The sequence below is a fragment of the Cerasicoccus frondis genome (assembly GCA_031296915.1).
GTDB lineage: Bacteria > Verrucomicrobiota > Verrucomicrobiia > Opitutales > Cerasicoccaceae > Cerasicoccus > Cerasicoccus frondis.
This window is the reverse complement of sequence record JAVDPC010000004.1, coordinates 167,245-183,243: the sequence shown is the minus strand read 5'-3', so window position 1 is coordinate 183,243 and position 15,999 is coordinate 167,245. Positions and strand designations below refer to the sequence as shown.

Sequence of the window (15,999 nt, the reverse complement as noted above, 5' to 3'; positions counted from 1 at the left end):
GAGATTTGCGTAAAACGTAGGTTTCGTTTACGTTAACGTTTGCGAACCAAGCACAGAAAGCTCAGAACTATAGCACAACGGCGCGCCGTTACCCTATGAGAGTTGCCATCGTTCATTACCACCTGAAGCCCGGGGGCGTGACCCGCGTGGTGGAAAATGCCCATGCTTCGCTGGAGCGTCAGGGCGTGCAAATTGTCGCCTTGTCGGGGGAGCCCTATACGGGGGATTCGCTGATGGCGACTGGAGTTGTGCCGGGGCTGTCCTACACGCAGGCAAATGAGAAACCGGACCCCGGGGCGTTGTGGTTTTCCCTGAAAAAAGCCGCCCGCGAAGCCTTGGGAGGTGAGCCGGATTTGTGGCACATCCACAATCACTGCTTGGGCAAAAATATGGCGATGCCCCAAGTGGTGGATCGCCTGGCGCGGGAAACGCCGGTGCTGTTGCAGATTCACGACTTTGCCGAGGATGGGCGCCCCAGCAACTACGCAGCCATCTCCACGCAGACGCCGAACCTCGACATGCTCTATCCGCAGGCGCCCCAAGTTCATTACGGGTTGCTCAATTCGCGGGACATGAACTTTCTGTCGCAAAGTAACTTTGCGTCGCAGAGTTTGCACTTGTTGCCCAACCCGGTTGCCGTGCCAGAGCTGTCCCGGGAGCGCGCTACGCTTGCGGGCTATGAAGGGCGTCGCCTGGTGCTGTATCCCACGCGCGCGATCCGCCGCAAAAATCTGGGTGAGCTGCTACTGTGGGCGGCGATGGCGGAGCCCGATACGATTTTCGCCACTACGCTGACGCCGGCCAATCCCACCGCGTTGCCCATTTATAATCGGTGGATGGAGTTTGCGGGCGATTTAAATTTACCGGTTCGCTTTGCGTTGGGCGAGAGCGTGAGCCTGTCATTTCCAGAGCTGATGTCCGCCGCCGATGCGATCATCACAACGAGTGTCGCCGAGGGCTTTGGCCTGGCGTTCCTGGAGCCGTATTTATTTGGCAAGGCATTGGTTGGGCGCAATCTACGCGACATTACGTGCGACTTCACCAACGCGGACGTCAGCCTGAATTCGCTTTATGAGCGCATTCTGGTTCCGCTTGATTGGGTGGGCGAAGACGTGGTTCGTTGCACCTTGGCGGAAGCGTTGTGCGCTTACTACGATGCGTATCGACGCGATTTGCCCGGGGACGCCGTCGACCAGGCTTTTGAGTCCATGACCGAAGGCGATCGCGTGGAGTTTGGCCGTCTTTCGGAAGCTTTGCAGGAGAAAGTCATCCTGCGCATCCATGAGAATCCTGCTTTGCGTGAGCAAGTGACGCCGCATGGTTTACGGCTGGATGACGCGCAAGCTTGTGTGGCGGGCAACCGCGATTTGATCGCCCAGAATTTCAGCCTTGAGCGTTATGGTGAAAATCTGGCCGCTGTTTATGCGAAGGTGGCTTCGTCGCCGGTGGAGCCGTTAGCCTATGCATCGCACGAAGCGGTGCTGAATCAGTTCCTCGATCCGCGCCGCTTTAATTTGCTGCGGACTTGATCCCGGTTGTTTTCAGTCTTCGGGCGTCTGTTGAAGCCATTCGCGGGCGCTGGCTTCGTCAACAAAGATGGCAAAAGCCCAAGTCGAGTTGAGGCGTTTGGAGACTTCGATGTATTGCTCGATGCCAAGCGTCATTTCTGGGAGGGTGGAAATGAACGCCAGTTGCATACGCGGGTTGGAGCGGCTGGCGCCCAAGTCGTAGGCCGCCGTGCGGCTCATGTCTTGTTGGGAGGCGGTTAGTTTCGTAACTCCGCTGCAGTCAACTAGTTGAAAACGCGCCAAATCGCTGCGTGGGTCGCGAAAAAAAGCCTCATTGGCTTCATCGATCTCTTCCGCAGATAACTGCCCGAAGAATATCATGATGAAACCGCCTGGCTCCCAATTCGTGCGATAAGGCATGAAAACTAACTTAATGAATGAAATCGATATATCAACATCGCAGATAGTGGAAATTCATTATTTTCCCAACGGGCTAGCCACTAAGCTGCTAAGACAAAGACACCGCAGCCCTACGCTGGCTGCGGTGTCTGAAATAGGTAATGAACTCAGGACTATGCGCCTGCCTTGGCGGCGGACTCGACCAGCTTGACGAAGGACTTCGCGTCGAGCGAAGCGCCGCCGATCAGGCCGCCGTCGATGTCTTCCTTGGCGAGGAGGCCGTCGGCATTCTCTGGCTTCATGGAGCCACCGTAAAGGATGCGGATCTTGTCGCCAGTCGCCTTGCCGAAGCGGTCGCGAAGCAGCACGCGGATCGCGGCATGGACTTCCTGCGCCATTTCGGGAGTCGCGGTCTTACCGGTGCCGATCGCCCAGACGGGTTCGTAGGCGATGACCACCTGGTCTGCTTTGTCGGCCGGGACGTTGACCAAGCCGCCGAGCAGTTGGGTTTCGACAACCTTGAGGGTGTCGCCGGACTCGCGTTCTTCGAGCTTTTCGCCCACGCAAAGGATTGGCTTCAGGTTACTTTCGAGGGCGGCGAGGACCTTTTCGTTAATTTCCTCGTCGGACTCGTTGAAGTATTCGCGGCGCTCGCTGTGGCCGAGGATGACGAAGTTTACATACAGCTGACGCAGCATGGTGGCGGAGATTTCGCCGGTGTAGGCGCCGCTGGGCTTGGCGTGCATGTTTTGCGCGCCGAGTTGGACATTGCTGCTTTCGGCAAGCACCTTCGCGCCGGTTTCGAGCGAAGTGAAGGGCGGGCAGACGACGACGCCTACGCCGTTCTTATCGCCAAGCTCGAGGAGGATCGCCTTGATCAGCTCTTCGGCGTCGGCCGAAGTCTTGTTCATCTTCCAGTTGCCTGCGATCAGGTATTTTCTGTTGTTAGCCATTGTCTTAAAAAGGTTACTTGGTTTCGAGTGCGGCGACGCCCGGGAGGACCTTGCCTTCGAGGAATTCCAGCGACGCGCCGCCGCCAGTGCTGATGAAGCTTACGTTGTCGCCCTGGCCGCTCTTCTTAACGGCCTTGACGGAGTCGCCGCCGCCAATGATGGAGCAGCAGTCGGTGGCCGCCACGGCTTCCGCGATGGCGAACGTGCCCTGTGCGCAGGCCTTGATTTCAAAGACGCCCATCGGGCCGTTCCAGAGGACGGTCTTGGCGCTCTTCACGGCGTCTTCGTAAAGCTTGATCGTGTCCGGGCCGATGTCGACGCCTTCCCAGCCGTCGGCGATGTCGCCGGAAACCACCTTGACTTCGCCCACGGCGCCGGCGCCGAAGTCGAGCTTGTTGGTGATCAGGTTGTCGACCGGGAGGAGGAGTTTGACGCCCTTGGCCTCTGCCTTGGCCATGGCGGCCTTGGCGGTCTCGACCTTGTCGGGCTCAGAAAGGGAATCGCCGACCTTTTTGCCGTTGGCAAGGGCGAAGGTGTAGGCCATCGCGCCGCCGATCAGCATGGTGTCGCACTTTTCGAGGAGGGAGTCGATCACGGTGATCTTGTCCGACACCTTGGCGCCGCCGAGGATCACGACAAACGGACGCTCCGGCGTGGTGGTCTTTTCGCCGAGGTATTCGAGTTCCTTCTCGATGAGGAAGCCAGCGACCTTGGTCTCGACGAGGTGTGCGACGCCTTCGGTGGAGGCGTGTGCGCGGTGCGCGGTGCCAAATGCGTCGTTGACGTAGGCGTCGGCGACGGAGGCGAGCTCTTTGGCGAATTCCGGGTCGTTCTTTTCTTCGCCAGCGTAGTAGCGGACGTTTTCGAGGAGAACGACGTCGCCGCCGCTCATGGCGTCAACGGCGGTCTTTACGGTGTCGCCGATGCAGTCTTCCACAAAAGTCACGGGCTGGCCGAGCTGGTTGGCGAGCTCGACGGCGACGGGCGCCAGCGTAAACTTCGGGTTCTTTTCACCCTTTGGGCGGCCCAGGTGCGAGCACAGGATGACTTTCGCGCCTTGCGCGACGAGGTGCTTAATGGTCGGAAGGGCGCCGACGATGCGGGTGTCGTCAGAGATCTTGCCTTCCGCGTCGAACGGAACGTTGAAGTCGCAGCGCACGAGCACGCGCTTACCGGCGAGATTGACGTCGTTTACAGTCTTTACAGTGGCCATAGGGCGAACGATTCTCGGCGCCCCCGCCCAGCCTGCAAGACGAAACTTGGCTAACAGGCGTTAACTTTGCGCAACTATCAGGGTGTTAAGTAGCGCTAATGGTTCGATGGCGCGCTACCAGGAAAATTTATCCTTGTCGGCATGCCAGGCGTTCAGCAGTGGTTGGCGCTCGTTTCTCGGGATTTCCGGGGAAAATTCCAGAGTGAGGTTGGTTCCTTGCCACACGCCAAAGATGGCCCCGCGTTTCGGTTGGTCGGCGAGCTTTTCTTTGACGGTCGCCAGAAAAGACGGAGGCAGTTTGCGTTGGCTGAGGCTTTGAAGCGCCCCATCGCCCACCTCGATGACAAAAGCAGTGCCTGGCAACCAACTGCGAATCCGGGACGAAAACTTCATTTATCGGGTAATCGTCGACGGTAGGTTGCTGGCCAGGCGGGCTCCAGCAGAGGAGCTGCCTAGATTTTGGCGGCTTCTTCGCGCTTGGGCTCGGCGGATTGTTTGGGCTTTTCCGCTTCGTCTTCTTCGTTCATGGCTTGCTTGAACGTGTCTTCCGCGCTTTTGGAAGCTTTCTTGAACTCCTTAATCGCCTGGCCGGCGCCGCGGGCGAACTCCGGGAGCTTTTTGCCGCCAAAAATAATCAGGCCAAAGATGACCAGCAGGGGGATTTCCCATCCTTGCAGGTTGCTTAAGAAGGCCACTGGCAGGCTGTTTAAAAACATGTTCATCGTATTAATGTAACCTAAGTTTGCTCGAAGTAAACCCTCAATATTTGACGCGCTGGCAGGGTGGTGACGCTAGCGCAGGCGGAAAGTAATGCTCATGAGGCCATCCCAGCCCTGCGGCCGCGGGCCGATCGAAACTTGAGTGATCACGGCTTGACGGACGGATTCCACAAAAGTGGAGGGGCCTTTGGAGTTTAAAATTTTCACCTCGCCGATGCTGCCGTTGGAAAAGACTCGAAACTGGATCACGGCGTTTTCGCTGCCGCTGCCGGAGGCTGGGCGGTCCCAGTTGAGCTCGATTGCGTTGCGCAAGCGTTGCTGGTAACTGGCGACGAGGGATGAATTAGCGGCGGCTGGTGAAGGCGTGACCGTTGTGGGAACTTTGATGTTGATGTCGGTGTTGATCTTAGGCGCCTCGGTGGTTGCTCGCTGGGTTGGGCGCTGTTGAGGCGTCTCGCGGCGGTCGTTTTTGCGGTCAAAGTCGGCCAAACTCATCATTTTAGGCTTGGGCGGCTCGGGCTTGGGCTCGGCTTTGGGCTTTTCGACGGGCTTGGGGGGCGTGACGGGCTCCGGCTTAGGCGTGACGACGGGCTCGGGCGGTTTGGGCGCTGGAGGGGGGGGCTGCGGTTCGGGCTCTGGCTCTGGAATGTCGATTTCCGGCAAATTGATCTGGGAAGGGCGGACGTCGGGCTGGTCGAGCCTTGGTTGCGGAGGCTGAGGCGTTGGCGTCTCTGGCTGCTGCGCGTCGGGCGGCAGGGTGACCAACTCGAACTCGACAGGCTTATCCTCAGCGCGAAGCGGGTCGATAAAGATGAACGCCGCCAGCAATAAGACCGCCGCGCAGTGTAGCGCCACGGATACGATCGTTGCTTTGCGTTGATTCGTCATTCTCCTCCCCAAGATATTGAACCAACTATGTGGAAAAGAAAAGCGGCTAATTGTTTCCAATTAGCCGCCACAAAAATTTTTGCCGAAGCTTATTAACTAGCCGCAGCTTCGACTTCCTCGAAGCTGGCTCCGGCGCCAAGCTTTTGGAAGCAGCGGCGGAGCTTGGTGACGGCTTGGCTGTGGATCTGGCAAATGCGGGCTTCGGTTACGCCAAAGACTTCGGCGATGTCTGACAGGCGTTTGCCTTCGTAGTAATACTGAACGATGATGGAGCGCTGGCGCTCGGGCAGGGATTCAATGAGTTGTGCAACTTCGTCGATCATTTCCGAGCGCTCAAGGCGCTGGAGGACGGGGACGTCGCGGTCATCGGCGATGGTTTCGTGCAAGTTGGGTTCGTCTTCAGAAGAGGCGCTGTTGCCTTGGTCGAGTGAGACGAACATGACGGGCTCGGCGCTGGTGCGGAACTTCTCATACTGCTTGGGGGACAGCTTGAGCTCAGTGGCGAGTTCGCTGTCGCTTGGCGCGCGTCCCAGCTTCTGTTCGAGCTTTTCGACTGCGGCGCGCATCTTGCGCACTTTGGCGCGGCGGGTGCGGGGGAGGGCGTCCATGCGGCGCAGTTCGTCCAGGATGGCGCCGCGGATGCGGGTGCCGGCGTAGGACTTAAAAGTTTTGGCGTGGCGTGGCTCGTAGCGATCGATTGCGGCGATCAGGCCGGTGACGCCAACGCTGTGCAGTTCCTCTGCATCGGCGCACGTTGGGAGGTGAGCCAGCATGCTGTTGACGATGGTCCGCACGAGCGGGTAGAATTCTTCAATCAGTTCGTTGCGTGTCTTGGCGGCAACGGTGTTTTCGTTAAGGTCGGAAATTGGATGGTCGGCATACATGATAACTAATTGGTTGATGCCATATATTAAGCACTGCCCATGCCATGATTTTTTTTCGTTTTGTAAGTTGTTAATGATTAGTGTTATAAAAATTAACGTATTTTTTGAGGGTTTTTTTACGGGCGTCTAAAAATGTGTAAAGGATGTAAATGCATTGCAAATGCAATTCTAATGCATGCGCACTATGTAGGGTAAATTTTGAGCAAGTCTAGATAGCCCTAAATTTTGAGGGGTGAGGTGACTGCACTGGTTCTATGAGGTTTTTCTCAATGCTCTAACCTGAAACGCCTTGTCCGATTCTGGTCGCTTTCGTGGTCAGCTGCTCAGTTAGAGGTGTTGCATACAGGGGGATAATGAACTGAGGGCCGCGGTTGGGCTCAAGGCCACGATTGGGAAATTCGCTGGCGGCGAACAGCATTTCCTTGCCGGATTGGATTTCCCGTATGGCGGTGTGGATGACGTTGTCTTTACACCAGCCATTGCTCGTGGTCGTAATCCGCATGGCGGAATCCTCGGCCAGAAACGCGGCGTGCAGACGTCCGCCGCAATTGAGCACGCCACCGAGGACCTCGGTGCGACCGCCGTTGATGGTGTGCACGGCTGTGGCGTCGTCTTCGGTTTTGTAGCCCAGAATCCAGAGATAGCCTCCATCATTGAGCATCATCGGCTCGCCACGCTCCGGGTTGATCTGTCGCGCCCAGACTTGCTGGCCAGTGAAGTGCATGCAGATACGGTCGTGGTGCTTGGAGCCCGGGATGACGCCCGCCGTGCACGCCACGTTGTCGAGGAACACCTTGCCCCCCGAAACGCTGTTGCGGTAGAGCGGCAGCGTTTGGGTGTGGACATCACTGATGATCAGCGTGCGCTGGCTGGCGTGCTCGAGCGTGTAATGCTCGCCGCTCCACTGCTCCCAGGCAAAGAGGTCTTCAAAGAGGAGGGGCGTATCGGCCTCCCCTTGGACAATGAAGGCGCCCTGGTCGCGCTTTGTGCGTAAGGTTGGGCCCGCGACGAGGTCAGCAAAATGAAAAGCTACGCGGTTCACGCCAGGTGGGATGGCGACTGGAGAATCGAGTAGGTATTTGCCCGGGCCAAAGTGAACTTCTTCCGCCCCTGAATTGAGCGCGGCTTGGATGGCGTCGGAGTCATCGGCAACGCCATCGCCCGTGGCCCCAAAGTCGTTGACCAAGCATTGGCTGTCGCTGGCAGGCGTAGCGGGGGTGTCTTCGACGGGTAATCGCGGCATCACGCCCTTGGGCAAGTCCAGCTCTGGCAGCACCAGCTCGTTGATCTGGTGGTCGCGCTCGAATCCCCTGATGCGGATGTTGGACGCATAAAGATGGCCGTCGCGCAGCTCGATTGCCTGGCCACCAGGCGTGCCTTGAAATTGAGAATCCACGATGACCAGGAGCCCGCCAGCGCCATCCGTCACGACGCCCGCCTGGCAATCGCTCACCTGGATGTTGCGCAGGCTGGCGGAGGGGCGCCCGGTAAAAACCCCGAGCTCGCAGTTGGCAATGGCAATGTCCTCCCCCGTCATGAACATGGTCGCGGTGCGCGACTCGATGTGCAGCCCAGTGTGGAAGCCTTCGATCTGAATGTGCTTCAGCAAAATGCCGGAGTAGTTGGCGTGGCCTAGCATCAGCCCGTAGCAGCCTTTGCCATCGCTGGAGCGGATCGCCACATTGCGTACGCTGCCGGAGTTATTTGCGTAAAAGTCGAGTCCGACGGCTGCGGGGTTACCTGAGCCGACGTCGATGGCCAGATCCTCAACGTAGTTGGACATCGCGACATTCGTGCGTTCGCCGCGCATGACGGAAACGACGGCTCGGGGAAAGTCGCCCTGGAACGCCTTGGAGCGGTCCGCCAGGCGAATGACGCTTTTGTCGGGACCGTCTCCTCGCAGGCGAATCTGGGCGTTGAGCTCGGAATTGCCGGAATTAGTCAGGTTGGTGTGGGTGTAGAGGATACGGTCGCTGACTAGGTAGACGCCTTCGGGCAGGTAAATGGTTGGCACGTACGGCAACCGCGCCGGGAAAATGCCGACGATGCGGCTGTTTTCCTTACGATTCTCAAAGCCGTCCGGGTGGTAGCCATTGAGGAAGGGCAGGGCGGCGATCTCATGTAGAGCTTGGCCAAACGCGCCGATGGTCAAGGCCGTCGCTGCATTCATCGCAGCAATTAGGGCGTCGGTACAGTCAGTGGCGCCGGTGGGGTCGGCATGGAAGGGCGCTTGAGTGACATCCCATCGCCAAGAGGTAGGAAGGTTTTCGGGGATCATCTGAATCAATTGGATGATTTTTGCGGCAAAACTGAGTTGCGGCAAGTAATTAATCCATTGATAAGGCTGTCAGGTCGCCTGAAACGGATCCTCCGTTCGCTCAATCCATTCCTGAAGCAGCTGGCGGTGCGCGCGCAGCGTTTCGGCATGGTGAGGATCATTGGCCAGACTGTGGGTCTCCCCGGGGTCGCTGGGCAAGTGAAAGAGCTGCTCGCGGTTGCTACCCGAATCAAAGCAGACGTATTTATAGTCCGCCGTTCGGAGCATGCGGCCATTGGTGGGGCCGGGAGCGCCGTAGCTCAGGTGAAGGTTGGTCTGTGAGACCACGTAATCATGCTGGCTGACGGAGCGCCCTTCGAGGATCGGCTTGAGGCTGCGCCCAAGGCGATCAGCTGGCGTTGGCAGCCCTGCATAGTCGAGCAGGGTCGGGAAGAGGTCGAGGCAGGCGTTGACGAGGGCTTCGTGATTTTCCGCCGTCGGACAGCCGCCAGGCGGAACCAAAATGAAGGGCACGCGGGCGCTTTCCTCGTAGAAGATGTTTTTCTGATGCCACTGGTGGGCGCCGTTGCCGTCGCCGTGATCGCTGAAGAACACAATGGCCGTGTTATTCGCCTGGCCGGATTCCTCCAAGGCGTCGAGCAGACGGCCGATGCGGGCGTCCACCAATGAAACGAGCTGCTGATACGCCCAGCGATATTGCCGCCATTGCCCTTCGTCAAATGTCGCGCCGATATAGCCCATCGCCTCGCCGCCTCTGAGCTCCTGCTGGTGCTCCCGGATTACGCTGGGTTCATTGGGGGGGATGGCGAAATTGGCGGGCAGGGGTGGGCACTGGTGCGGTGGAGGAAAGGGCGGGATCTCGCCATTCTTATAATGTTCTTCTTGGCCTGCGATCATCCGCGCGACTTCGCAGATGTCATGTGGATTGACGAATGAGGCAAACAGGAAAAACGGCTGTTCGCGGTCGCGCAGGAGAAATTCCCGAATTGGCTCCTCGATATTTGCATCCAGGTTGTTGCCCTGCATGCGTACGGTAGTGCGGAAGCCATGCCAGTCTTGATCAGCAGGATCATGCTCAATGTGCCATTTGCCGATGTAGGCGGTGTCGTAGCCGGCCTCGTCGATGAGGCGACTGAGGGGGGCGCCTTGCATGGAGCCTGCGGACACATTATAAGTTACCCCGGTTTGATGCGGCATCAGGCCCGTCAGCATGCTGCAGCGCGCCGGCACGCAGATGGGTTGGCTGGTGTAGGCTTTCTCAAAACGGACGCCACGCGCTGCGAGTCGATCCAGGTTTGGCGTTGCGTAATTACCGCCGCTGGCGCAGCCAAGTGCGTCGGCGCACTGCTGATCCGTCATGATGACAAGTAGATTTGAGCGAACCATTGATTGGGGATTTATCGATAGATTAAGCTACTTAACGCTCCGTTAAAGTGACAATCAATAAAGTGAATATGATTGATTAAATCTAATTTTTCGGGAAAACGAAGGTTTACCCCAAAACATCAAAAACACTCCATCGTTCTACCTAAGAGATGCAAAGATCGAGAAAAACCGTCAAAATCAAAGATATCGCCATCGAGCTGGGCGTATCCAATTCCCTGGTTTCCAAGGTGATTAGCGGCAATCTGGGAACCACCAAAGTCCGGCCTGAATTGCAGGAGAAAATACTCCGGCGCGCCAAAGAGCTCGATTTCCGGCCCAACCCCTTATCTTCTGCGCTGAAGCGCGGTCGCTTTGGCGCGGTGGGGCTGTTGATCCATCCCATTGGCGTCCCCGGCAGCGAACTCTTCGACAAGCTGCTCATGGGCATCACCAAGGAATTAAACAAGCACGGACTCCGCCTGTGGTTGCAATTCTTCGAAGATGACCAGGGCTTTTTCGACTTCTGCAACCAGGAGATTTACCGCTCGGTCGACGGCTTGATCGTGGCTGGCGTGCCGCACCTGGAGACGCATTCACTGATTGAAAATTTGAACAAAGACGGCTTGCCGGTCATCACCAGCTTTCGGCGCTACACGGTGCCCAGCATCGCCAACATCACCTACGATAACTACTTGCAGGGCAAACTGGCGACGCAGCATTTGATTGAAAAGGGCTGTCGGCGCCCGGCGTTTTTCTGCGTATATGACAGTGACGACGAGCGTCTACAAGGCTATCTCGACGCGATGAAGGAGGCTGGCCTGGAAGCGAGTGAGGGATTGCGTGTGGCGCTGGACGCCGACGCGATGGTGCAGAATTTCAGCTTCATGGCTGGTCGCCAAATGGCCGAACGCCTGATCCAGAGCCAGGTCGCCTTCGACGGCATTGTCGCGCAGTCGGACCCGCAGGCCATCGGCGCGATCAATGTGCTGCGGGAGGCCGGGTTCGATCTGCCCGAACAGGTGCGCGTCATCGGCGTGGACGACTCCCCCGTTTGCACCTCGTCCACTTTGCCCTTGAGTTCGGTGACTGCGGAAATGACCACCATCGGGCAGGAACTGATCAAACGGCTCGTCGCCTACATCGATGGTGAGAAGCCTGAAAGCCTCGAAGTGGCGCCCCAGGTCGTCGAGCGCGAGTCTACGCGCTAGCTGTAGCGTCCAGCTCTTCCAGCCAGGCTTGGCGGGTTGTTTCGTCAACGAGGGCGACTTCCAGGCCATTGCGGACGAGTTGCACGAGTTCTTCCCGAGAGAAGCCTCGGCGGAAGTACAGCGCCTCGTAATCGTCGAGCAGGTCATTGCCGAAGCTGATCGGGTCGTCCGTGCTCACGGTCACCTTGACGCCAGCGTCGAAAAGTTCGCGGATTGGATGGTTTTCCAACGTGACGCCGGGCGAGAGCTTGTGGTTGCTGATTGGGCAAATGTCCAGTGCGACGCCATTGGCCTTTAGCTGGTCGAGCAGCAGTGGGTCCTCGGCAGAGCGGATGCCGTGTTGGATGCGTTCGGCGCCGAGCTCCACGAGGACGCGGCGCACGAAATCCGGGCCAAGGAATTCGCCTGCATGCGCCTTGGTGTATTTATCCGCGACTCGGGCTGCGGCCCAGATTTCCGCAGTCCACGGCTCGAGCGGCAAGTCTTCCGGGCCATGCAGGTCGATGCCGGCGAAGCCATCCCAAGTCAGCGAGTCCTCAATGATCGGTCGCATTTTGGGGCCGCAACCGCTGTGGTGAATGCCCATAAAAATGCGGACTTCGAGTTCGCTCGGCACGGCTTCCTTGATTGCCACGAAAATTTCTTTGGCGTCGAGCCCGCCGAATTCCGCCACCCCGCTGGCAAAGCTGCACTCCACGTAGCGAATGCCCTGCTCCAGGTGCCGCTCAAACTGCCTTTGCGCGGAGCGGTGGTATTGCTCGGGTGAGGTGTGCCAGGCAAAACCCCAGTCGAGCAGCTCCTGCTCAAAGTGGGCGAAGTCGCGGTATTTAAAATCGTCCGCCCAGGATTCAGGCTCGGGCATGCCGGGGCGCACTTCGCGCAGCAGCTCCAATGGCAGCCCCCCCTCGATGTGCAGGTGTGTTTCAGTTTTGGGCAGTTTGCGCAAAAACTCGCGCAGTTCTGGATCAGTCTTTTGTGGCATTGGGTAAATAGTCGTTGCTTGAAACGGTCGCGGGCGACGTTACGTGAAGAGTGGTCATTTACGAAGGAAAAATTTTCCAGCGTCGCTATGCCCTAGCGGCCACGCTTTTGCGAGCAGAGGATCAGGGCGTCGGTTAGGGATTGAAGCGCCAGTGGCTTTGGCAGGTAGTCATTGACGCCCGCGTCGAGGCACTTTTTGCGGTCGCCTGGCAAGGCGTTGGCAGTGATGGCGATGATGTGGATCTTCACATACTCCGCGCCGTGTAGGCCGGCCCGAATGTCCCGAGTGATGTCCAACCCGCTTTTGCCGGGTAACTGGATGTCCATCAGGATGCAGTTGAATTTCTTTTCCGCCAGAAGCTTCGCCGCCTCGGATTCATTGGCCGCCATGGAGATGCCGTAGCCCATGCCGTTGAGGATATCTCGCGTGAGCTGCTGATTGACTGGGTCGTCTTCGACCACGAGTATCGTCAGCGGCGCCAGCACGGCGAGCGGCGTATTTTTCGGCAAGGGCAACGGAATGGCCTTGGGTTGACTGGCCGCGCGGTTGAGGAAGACGTGAAAGGCGAAAGTCGAGCCTTTGCCCTCTGTGCTTTCCACGTAGACATCTCCCTCCATTTTTTCGATCAATCGCTTACTGATCACCAGGCCGAGGCCGGTGCCGCCAAAACGCCGTGTGGTGGAGGAGTCCGCCTGCGAGAATGGTTGGAACAGGTTGTCGAGTTTGTCCTGCGGAATGCCCACGCCCGAATCGATCACCTGCACATCGATGCGGCAACGTCCGAGCTGTCTGGTGTCAGTGATCTTCACTTTCACGTCTACACTGCCCTTTTCAGTGAACTTCACTGCGTTGTTGACGAGGTTGAGCAGGATCTGTCTTAAGCGGTGCGAATCGCCCAGGAAATTGCCCGGATCGGCTTCGGAAAACTCATAATTGATTTTGATGCCCTTTTGATTGGCCTTCACCAAAATCAATTCCAAGGCCTCCATGACGCATTGTTCGAGGCTGAACTCGACGTATTCCAACTCGACTCCGCGAGACTCGATTTTCGAGTAATCGAGGATGTTGTTGATCAGTTCCAGGAGGGCCTTGCCACTGCGGTTGACGATGCCGAGCCATTCGCGTTGTTGGTCATCGACCGGGGTTTGCGCCAGAAGATCGGTGTACCCCAGAACGGCGTTCATCGGCGTGCGGATTTCGTGGCTCATCATGGCGAGGAATTCGCCTTTGGCCATGTTTGCGCGGTCCGCGGCTTCCTTGGCCATGCGTAATTGCTCTTCGCCGCGACGGCTTTGGATGAAGCTGCCCAAGCTGCCAGCAGCCACGCTGAGGGAGGCGATTTCGGACTCATTCCAGGCGCGGGGGCAGTCGTCACAGAGCTCAAAAGCGCCCCAAAATTCTCCTTCGACAAAAACTGGCGCCAAGAGCACAGATTTGATTTTGCGCTCGTCCATGAGCTTGCGCAGATCGCCCGCTCTCTCGGCGGAGCATTGGACGACCTCGCCCGCCTCCAGGCGATTGGTCCACGATACGGGTAATTCGCTCCAGTTCAGGGAGGGATCCGAGCTGCGGGTCATCGTGGCGAAGGGGGCATTCGTCCAGCGCCAAGGCGTTGCGTCGGTGGAGCGTCGTTGCTCGCGATCGGGATCACTGGCGACCAGACGGATGGAATCGACCTGCGCATAGCGGCCAATGCTGTCCAGGGCGCGGCCCACGCCTTCGTTCATGTCCTTGCTGGCGAGCAGCGCGTTCGTGGCTTCGGCGACGCCTTGCAAGACGCGGTCGCGCAGTTCCAAGTCTTGTTGTGCGCGTTTGCGCGCGGTGATTTCGTAGGCGACCCAGATGATGCTGTCCGGTGAATGGGATTCGCCCTTTTCACGCATGGGCGCAAGCCGTCCCTCAAACCAGAATTCTTCTCCCTTGTGCGGCAGCGGGTATTCGATGCTTTCGGCCTCGCCGGTGCTGAGCACTTTTTGAATCGCACTCATGAAGACCTGGGTCCGATCCTCGTCCCAGTAGTCGGAAATGAACTTGCCCTGCCACGTGTCGATGTCCTGGTAAACGCCGCTTCGCTGGGATGCGAAGACTTCCTTAAACTGACCGATGGACGAGACGATGAACGCCGCATCGGGCAATGCGTCGATGAACGCCTGCAAATGCTGCTCGTTGGAGGCGGCTTTTTCCTCGCTGCGGAGCACCTCCGTGATAATCGCCGCCAGGAAGAACGTCGTGGCGCTGAGAATGCCTACGAAGACCCAGATGAACTCCGGCGGGGTGGAAATGTATTTCTGAGTGGGCCCGAGCACCTGCAGGATTTCCCAGATCGCCATGATCGCGATGATGATCACGCCCGCCGTTGCGCCACGTTGGCCAAAGCGGATGCCGCCCCAGAAAACCACCGGGAACATGGCAAGCTCCAGCGGATACTTCAGCGTGTCGGTGGGAGCCCAGCTGTCGAATACGGCAAAAGCCAGCCCAAGCAGAACGACCAGCCAGATAAACACTTCAAATATTTGGCGGTTGCGCCAATTGATCTTCGTTCGCCCCGTCCAGACAAGGGAAAATGGCGCCAGGATCAGAATGCCGACTGCTTCGGCCAGCCACCAGGGCGTCAGCAGTCGGGAAAATTCAAACCAGGGGATATCATCGATGTGCCCACAGAGTATGGCTGAGGTCAGCGCGGCGAGAATCAGCCCACACAGAAATGGCCCCAACGCCAGGAATACGAATACGTCACGGATTGCCTCCAGGGCATAGTCCTTCAAAAAACGCCGCAGCAGGAAGGTGGTCAGGCCAACCGAGATGACAATGGATAGCGCTCGCTCCGCAGCGAATAACGCCCCAAATGGCAAGCAGCACAGGTGCCAGGCAAAAGCCGTTAACCCGAAAACACCAAGGTAAGCATACCCGCCACGCACGGTGATCGCCAGGGCAAACCCGGTAGCTGGCCAAAGGAGAAAGACGCTGCTTTCGTTGATGGAATGACCAATGGGCATCCAGGCGCCGATTTCCATCAAGAGCAAATAGATCAGGATTGCGCCTAAATATCGCAGTATCAACGCCCACCAAGGAATAGTCTTCTTGGTGGCTTCCGACTCGGGTAAGCCCGGCCTTTGAGCCACAGTAGCCGCGATGTCCATGCCTTGAGTTTTATTCGGTACGGAAAAATTACAAGCTAAGTGGCGCCCTTGGATTCACTTTTTTTGAGAATGGCGCCTCAGACGCGTACCGGCGCTATTCCTGCTTGCCCCGAGGCGTAGAATTCGCGAAATAGGTGACTCATGCCGATTTACGTATACCAGGTGATCAACCCGGATGGCAGTGAAGGCGAATCTTTCGAGGTCGAACAATCGATGAACGATGCGCCACTGACGAAGCATCCCCGCACGGGAGAACCCGTGCGTCGGGTTTTCCTGCCCCCCAATCTTGCCACGAAATACACACCAGCCGCCACCAAGAGCAAGCTGGACACGAAAAATGTCGAGAAGGCCGGGTTCACCAAGTACGAGCGAGACAAGCTCACCGGGAATTATCATCGGACGGCAGGAAAGGATAAACGAGCGCCTGATGTAATCAACCCAAGCCAACTGAAGTAACTACTG

The 15,999-nt window shown here is 57.8% G+C and carries 14 protein-coding genes; 3 read left to right on the top strand and 11 right to left on the bottom strand.

Features of this window, described 5'->3' with window-relative positions:
* Positions 1-95: 95 nt before the first annotated feature.
* Complete coding sequence (locus tag RBB63_RS04685) at positions 96-1,529, top strand: glycosyltransferase family 4 protein (RefSeq protein ID WP_309381588.1); 1,434 nt, start codon at positions 96-98, stop codon at positions 1,527-1,529.
* Positions 1,530-1,541: 12 nt separating this feature from the next.
* Here the strand turns inward: RBB63_RS04685 and RBB63_RS04680 are convergent, their stop codons facing one another.
* The 9 genes from RBB63_RS04680 to RBB63_RS04640 form a co-directional block, all read right to left on the bottom strand.
* The gene (locus RBB63_RS04680; RefSeq protein WP_309381586.1) at positions 1,542-1,928 is read right to left on the bottom strand and encodes a hypothetical protein; all 387 of its coding nucleotides are present in this window, start codon (positions 1,926-1,928) and stop codon (positions 1,542-1,544) included.
* Between the two features lie 152 nt (positions 1,929-2,080).
* Positions 2,081-2,860, bottom strand: a complete 780-nt coding sequence (gene tpiA, locus RBB63_RS04675; RefSeq protein ID WP_309381584.1) for a triose-phosphate isomerase — start codon at positions 2,858-2,860, stop codon at positions 2,081-2,083.
* A 13-nt stretch (positions 2,861-2,873) separates the two neighbouring features.
* Complete coding sequence (locus RBB63_RS04670; protein ID WP_309381582.1) at positions 2,874-4,073, bottom strand: phosphoglycerate kinase; 1,200 nt, start codon at positions 4,071-4,073, stop codon at positions 2,874-2,876.
* A gap of 114 nt (positions 4,074-4,187) precedes the next feature.
* Positions 4,188-4,466 (bottom strand): DUF3634 family protein, encoded by a 279-nt coding sequence (locus RBB63_RS04665; RefSeq protein ID WP_309381580.1) that lies wholly within the window; start codon positions 4,464-4,466, stop codon positions 4,188-4,190.
* A 59-nt stretch (positions 4,467-4,525) separates the two neighbouring features.
* Positions 4,526-4,795: a Sec-independent protein translocase subunit TatA/TatB gene (locus RBB63_RS04660; RefSeq protein WP_309381578.1), complete on the bottom strand. Its 270-nt coding sequence runs from the start codon at positions 4,793-4,795 to the stop codon at positions 4,526-4,528.
* Positions 4,796-4,864: 69 nt separating this feature from the next.
* Positions 4,865-5,680 carry a TonB C-terminal domain-containing protein gene (locus RBB63_RS04655; protein ID WP_309381576.1) on the bottom strand — a complete coding sequence of 272 codons (816 nt, stop codon included), beginning with the start codon at positions 5,678-5,680 and terminating at the stop codon, positions 4,865-4,867.
* A 92-nt stretch (positions 5,681-5,772) separates the two neighbouring features.
* Positions 5,773-6,564 (bottom strand): FliA/WhiG family RNA polymerase sigma factor, encoded by a 792-nt coding sequence (locus RBB63_RS04650; protein ID WP_309381574.1) that lies wholly within the window; start codon positions 6,562-6,564, stop codon positions 5,773-5,775.
* 274 nt (positions 6,565-6,838) lie between these two features.
* Positions 6,839-8,842 (bottom strand): glycosyl hydrolase family 28-related protein, encoded by a 2,004-nt coding sequence (locus RBB63_RS04645; RefSeq protein ID WP_309381573.1) that lies wholly within the window; start codon positions 8,840-8,842, stop codon positions 6,839-6,841.
* Positions 8,843-8,911: 69 nt separating this feature from the next.
* Positions 8,912-10,228, bottom strand: a complete 1,317-nt coding sequence (locus RBB63_RS04640) for a sulfatase family protein (protein ID WP_309381571.1) — start codon at positions 10,226-10,228, stop codon at positions 8,912-8,914.
* Between the two features lie 149 nt (positions 10,229-10,377).
* Here RBB63_RS04640 and RBB63_RS04635 point away from each other — a divergent pair, with 149 nt between their 5' ends.
* A complete protein-coding gene (locus RBB63_RS04635) occupies positions 10,378-11,415 on the top strand; it encodes a LacI family DNA-binding transcriptional regulator (RefSeq protein ID WP_309381569.1) in 1,038 nt (345 codons plus the stop codon).
* Here the strand turns inward: RBB63_RS04635 and RBB63_RS04630 are convergent.
* Together RBB63_RS04630 and RBB63_RS04625 are read right to left on the bottom strand one after the other, a co-directional pair.
* Positions 11,405-12,397: an adenosine deaminase family protein gene (locus RBB63_RS04630; RefSeq protein WP_309381567.1), complete on the bottom strand. Its 993-nt coding sequence runs from the start codon at positions 12,395-12,397 to the stop codon at positions 11,405-11,407. The genes RBB63_RS04635 and RBB63_RS04630 overlap by 11 nt on opposite strands.
* A 92-nt stretch (positions 12,398-12,489) precedes the next feature.
* The gene (locus RBB63_RS04625) at positions 12,490-15,537 is read right to left on the bottom strand and encodes an ATP-binding protein (RefSeq protein ID WP_309381565.1); all 3,048 of its coding nucleotides are present in this window, start codon (positions 15,535-15,537) and stop codon (positions 12,490-12,492) included.
* A gap of 141 nt (positions 15,538-15,678) precedes the next feature.
* On the opposite strand from RBB63_RS04625, the gene RBB63_RS04620 reads away from it, so the two are divergent.
* On the top strand, positions 15,679-15,993 hold the full coding sequence (locus RBB63_RS04620; RefSeq protein ID WP_309381563.1) for an FmdB family zinc ribbon protein: 315 nt from the start codon (positions 15,679-15,681) through the stop codon (positions 15,991-15,993).
* Positions 15,994-15,999: the final 6 nt, after the last annotated feature.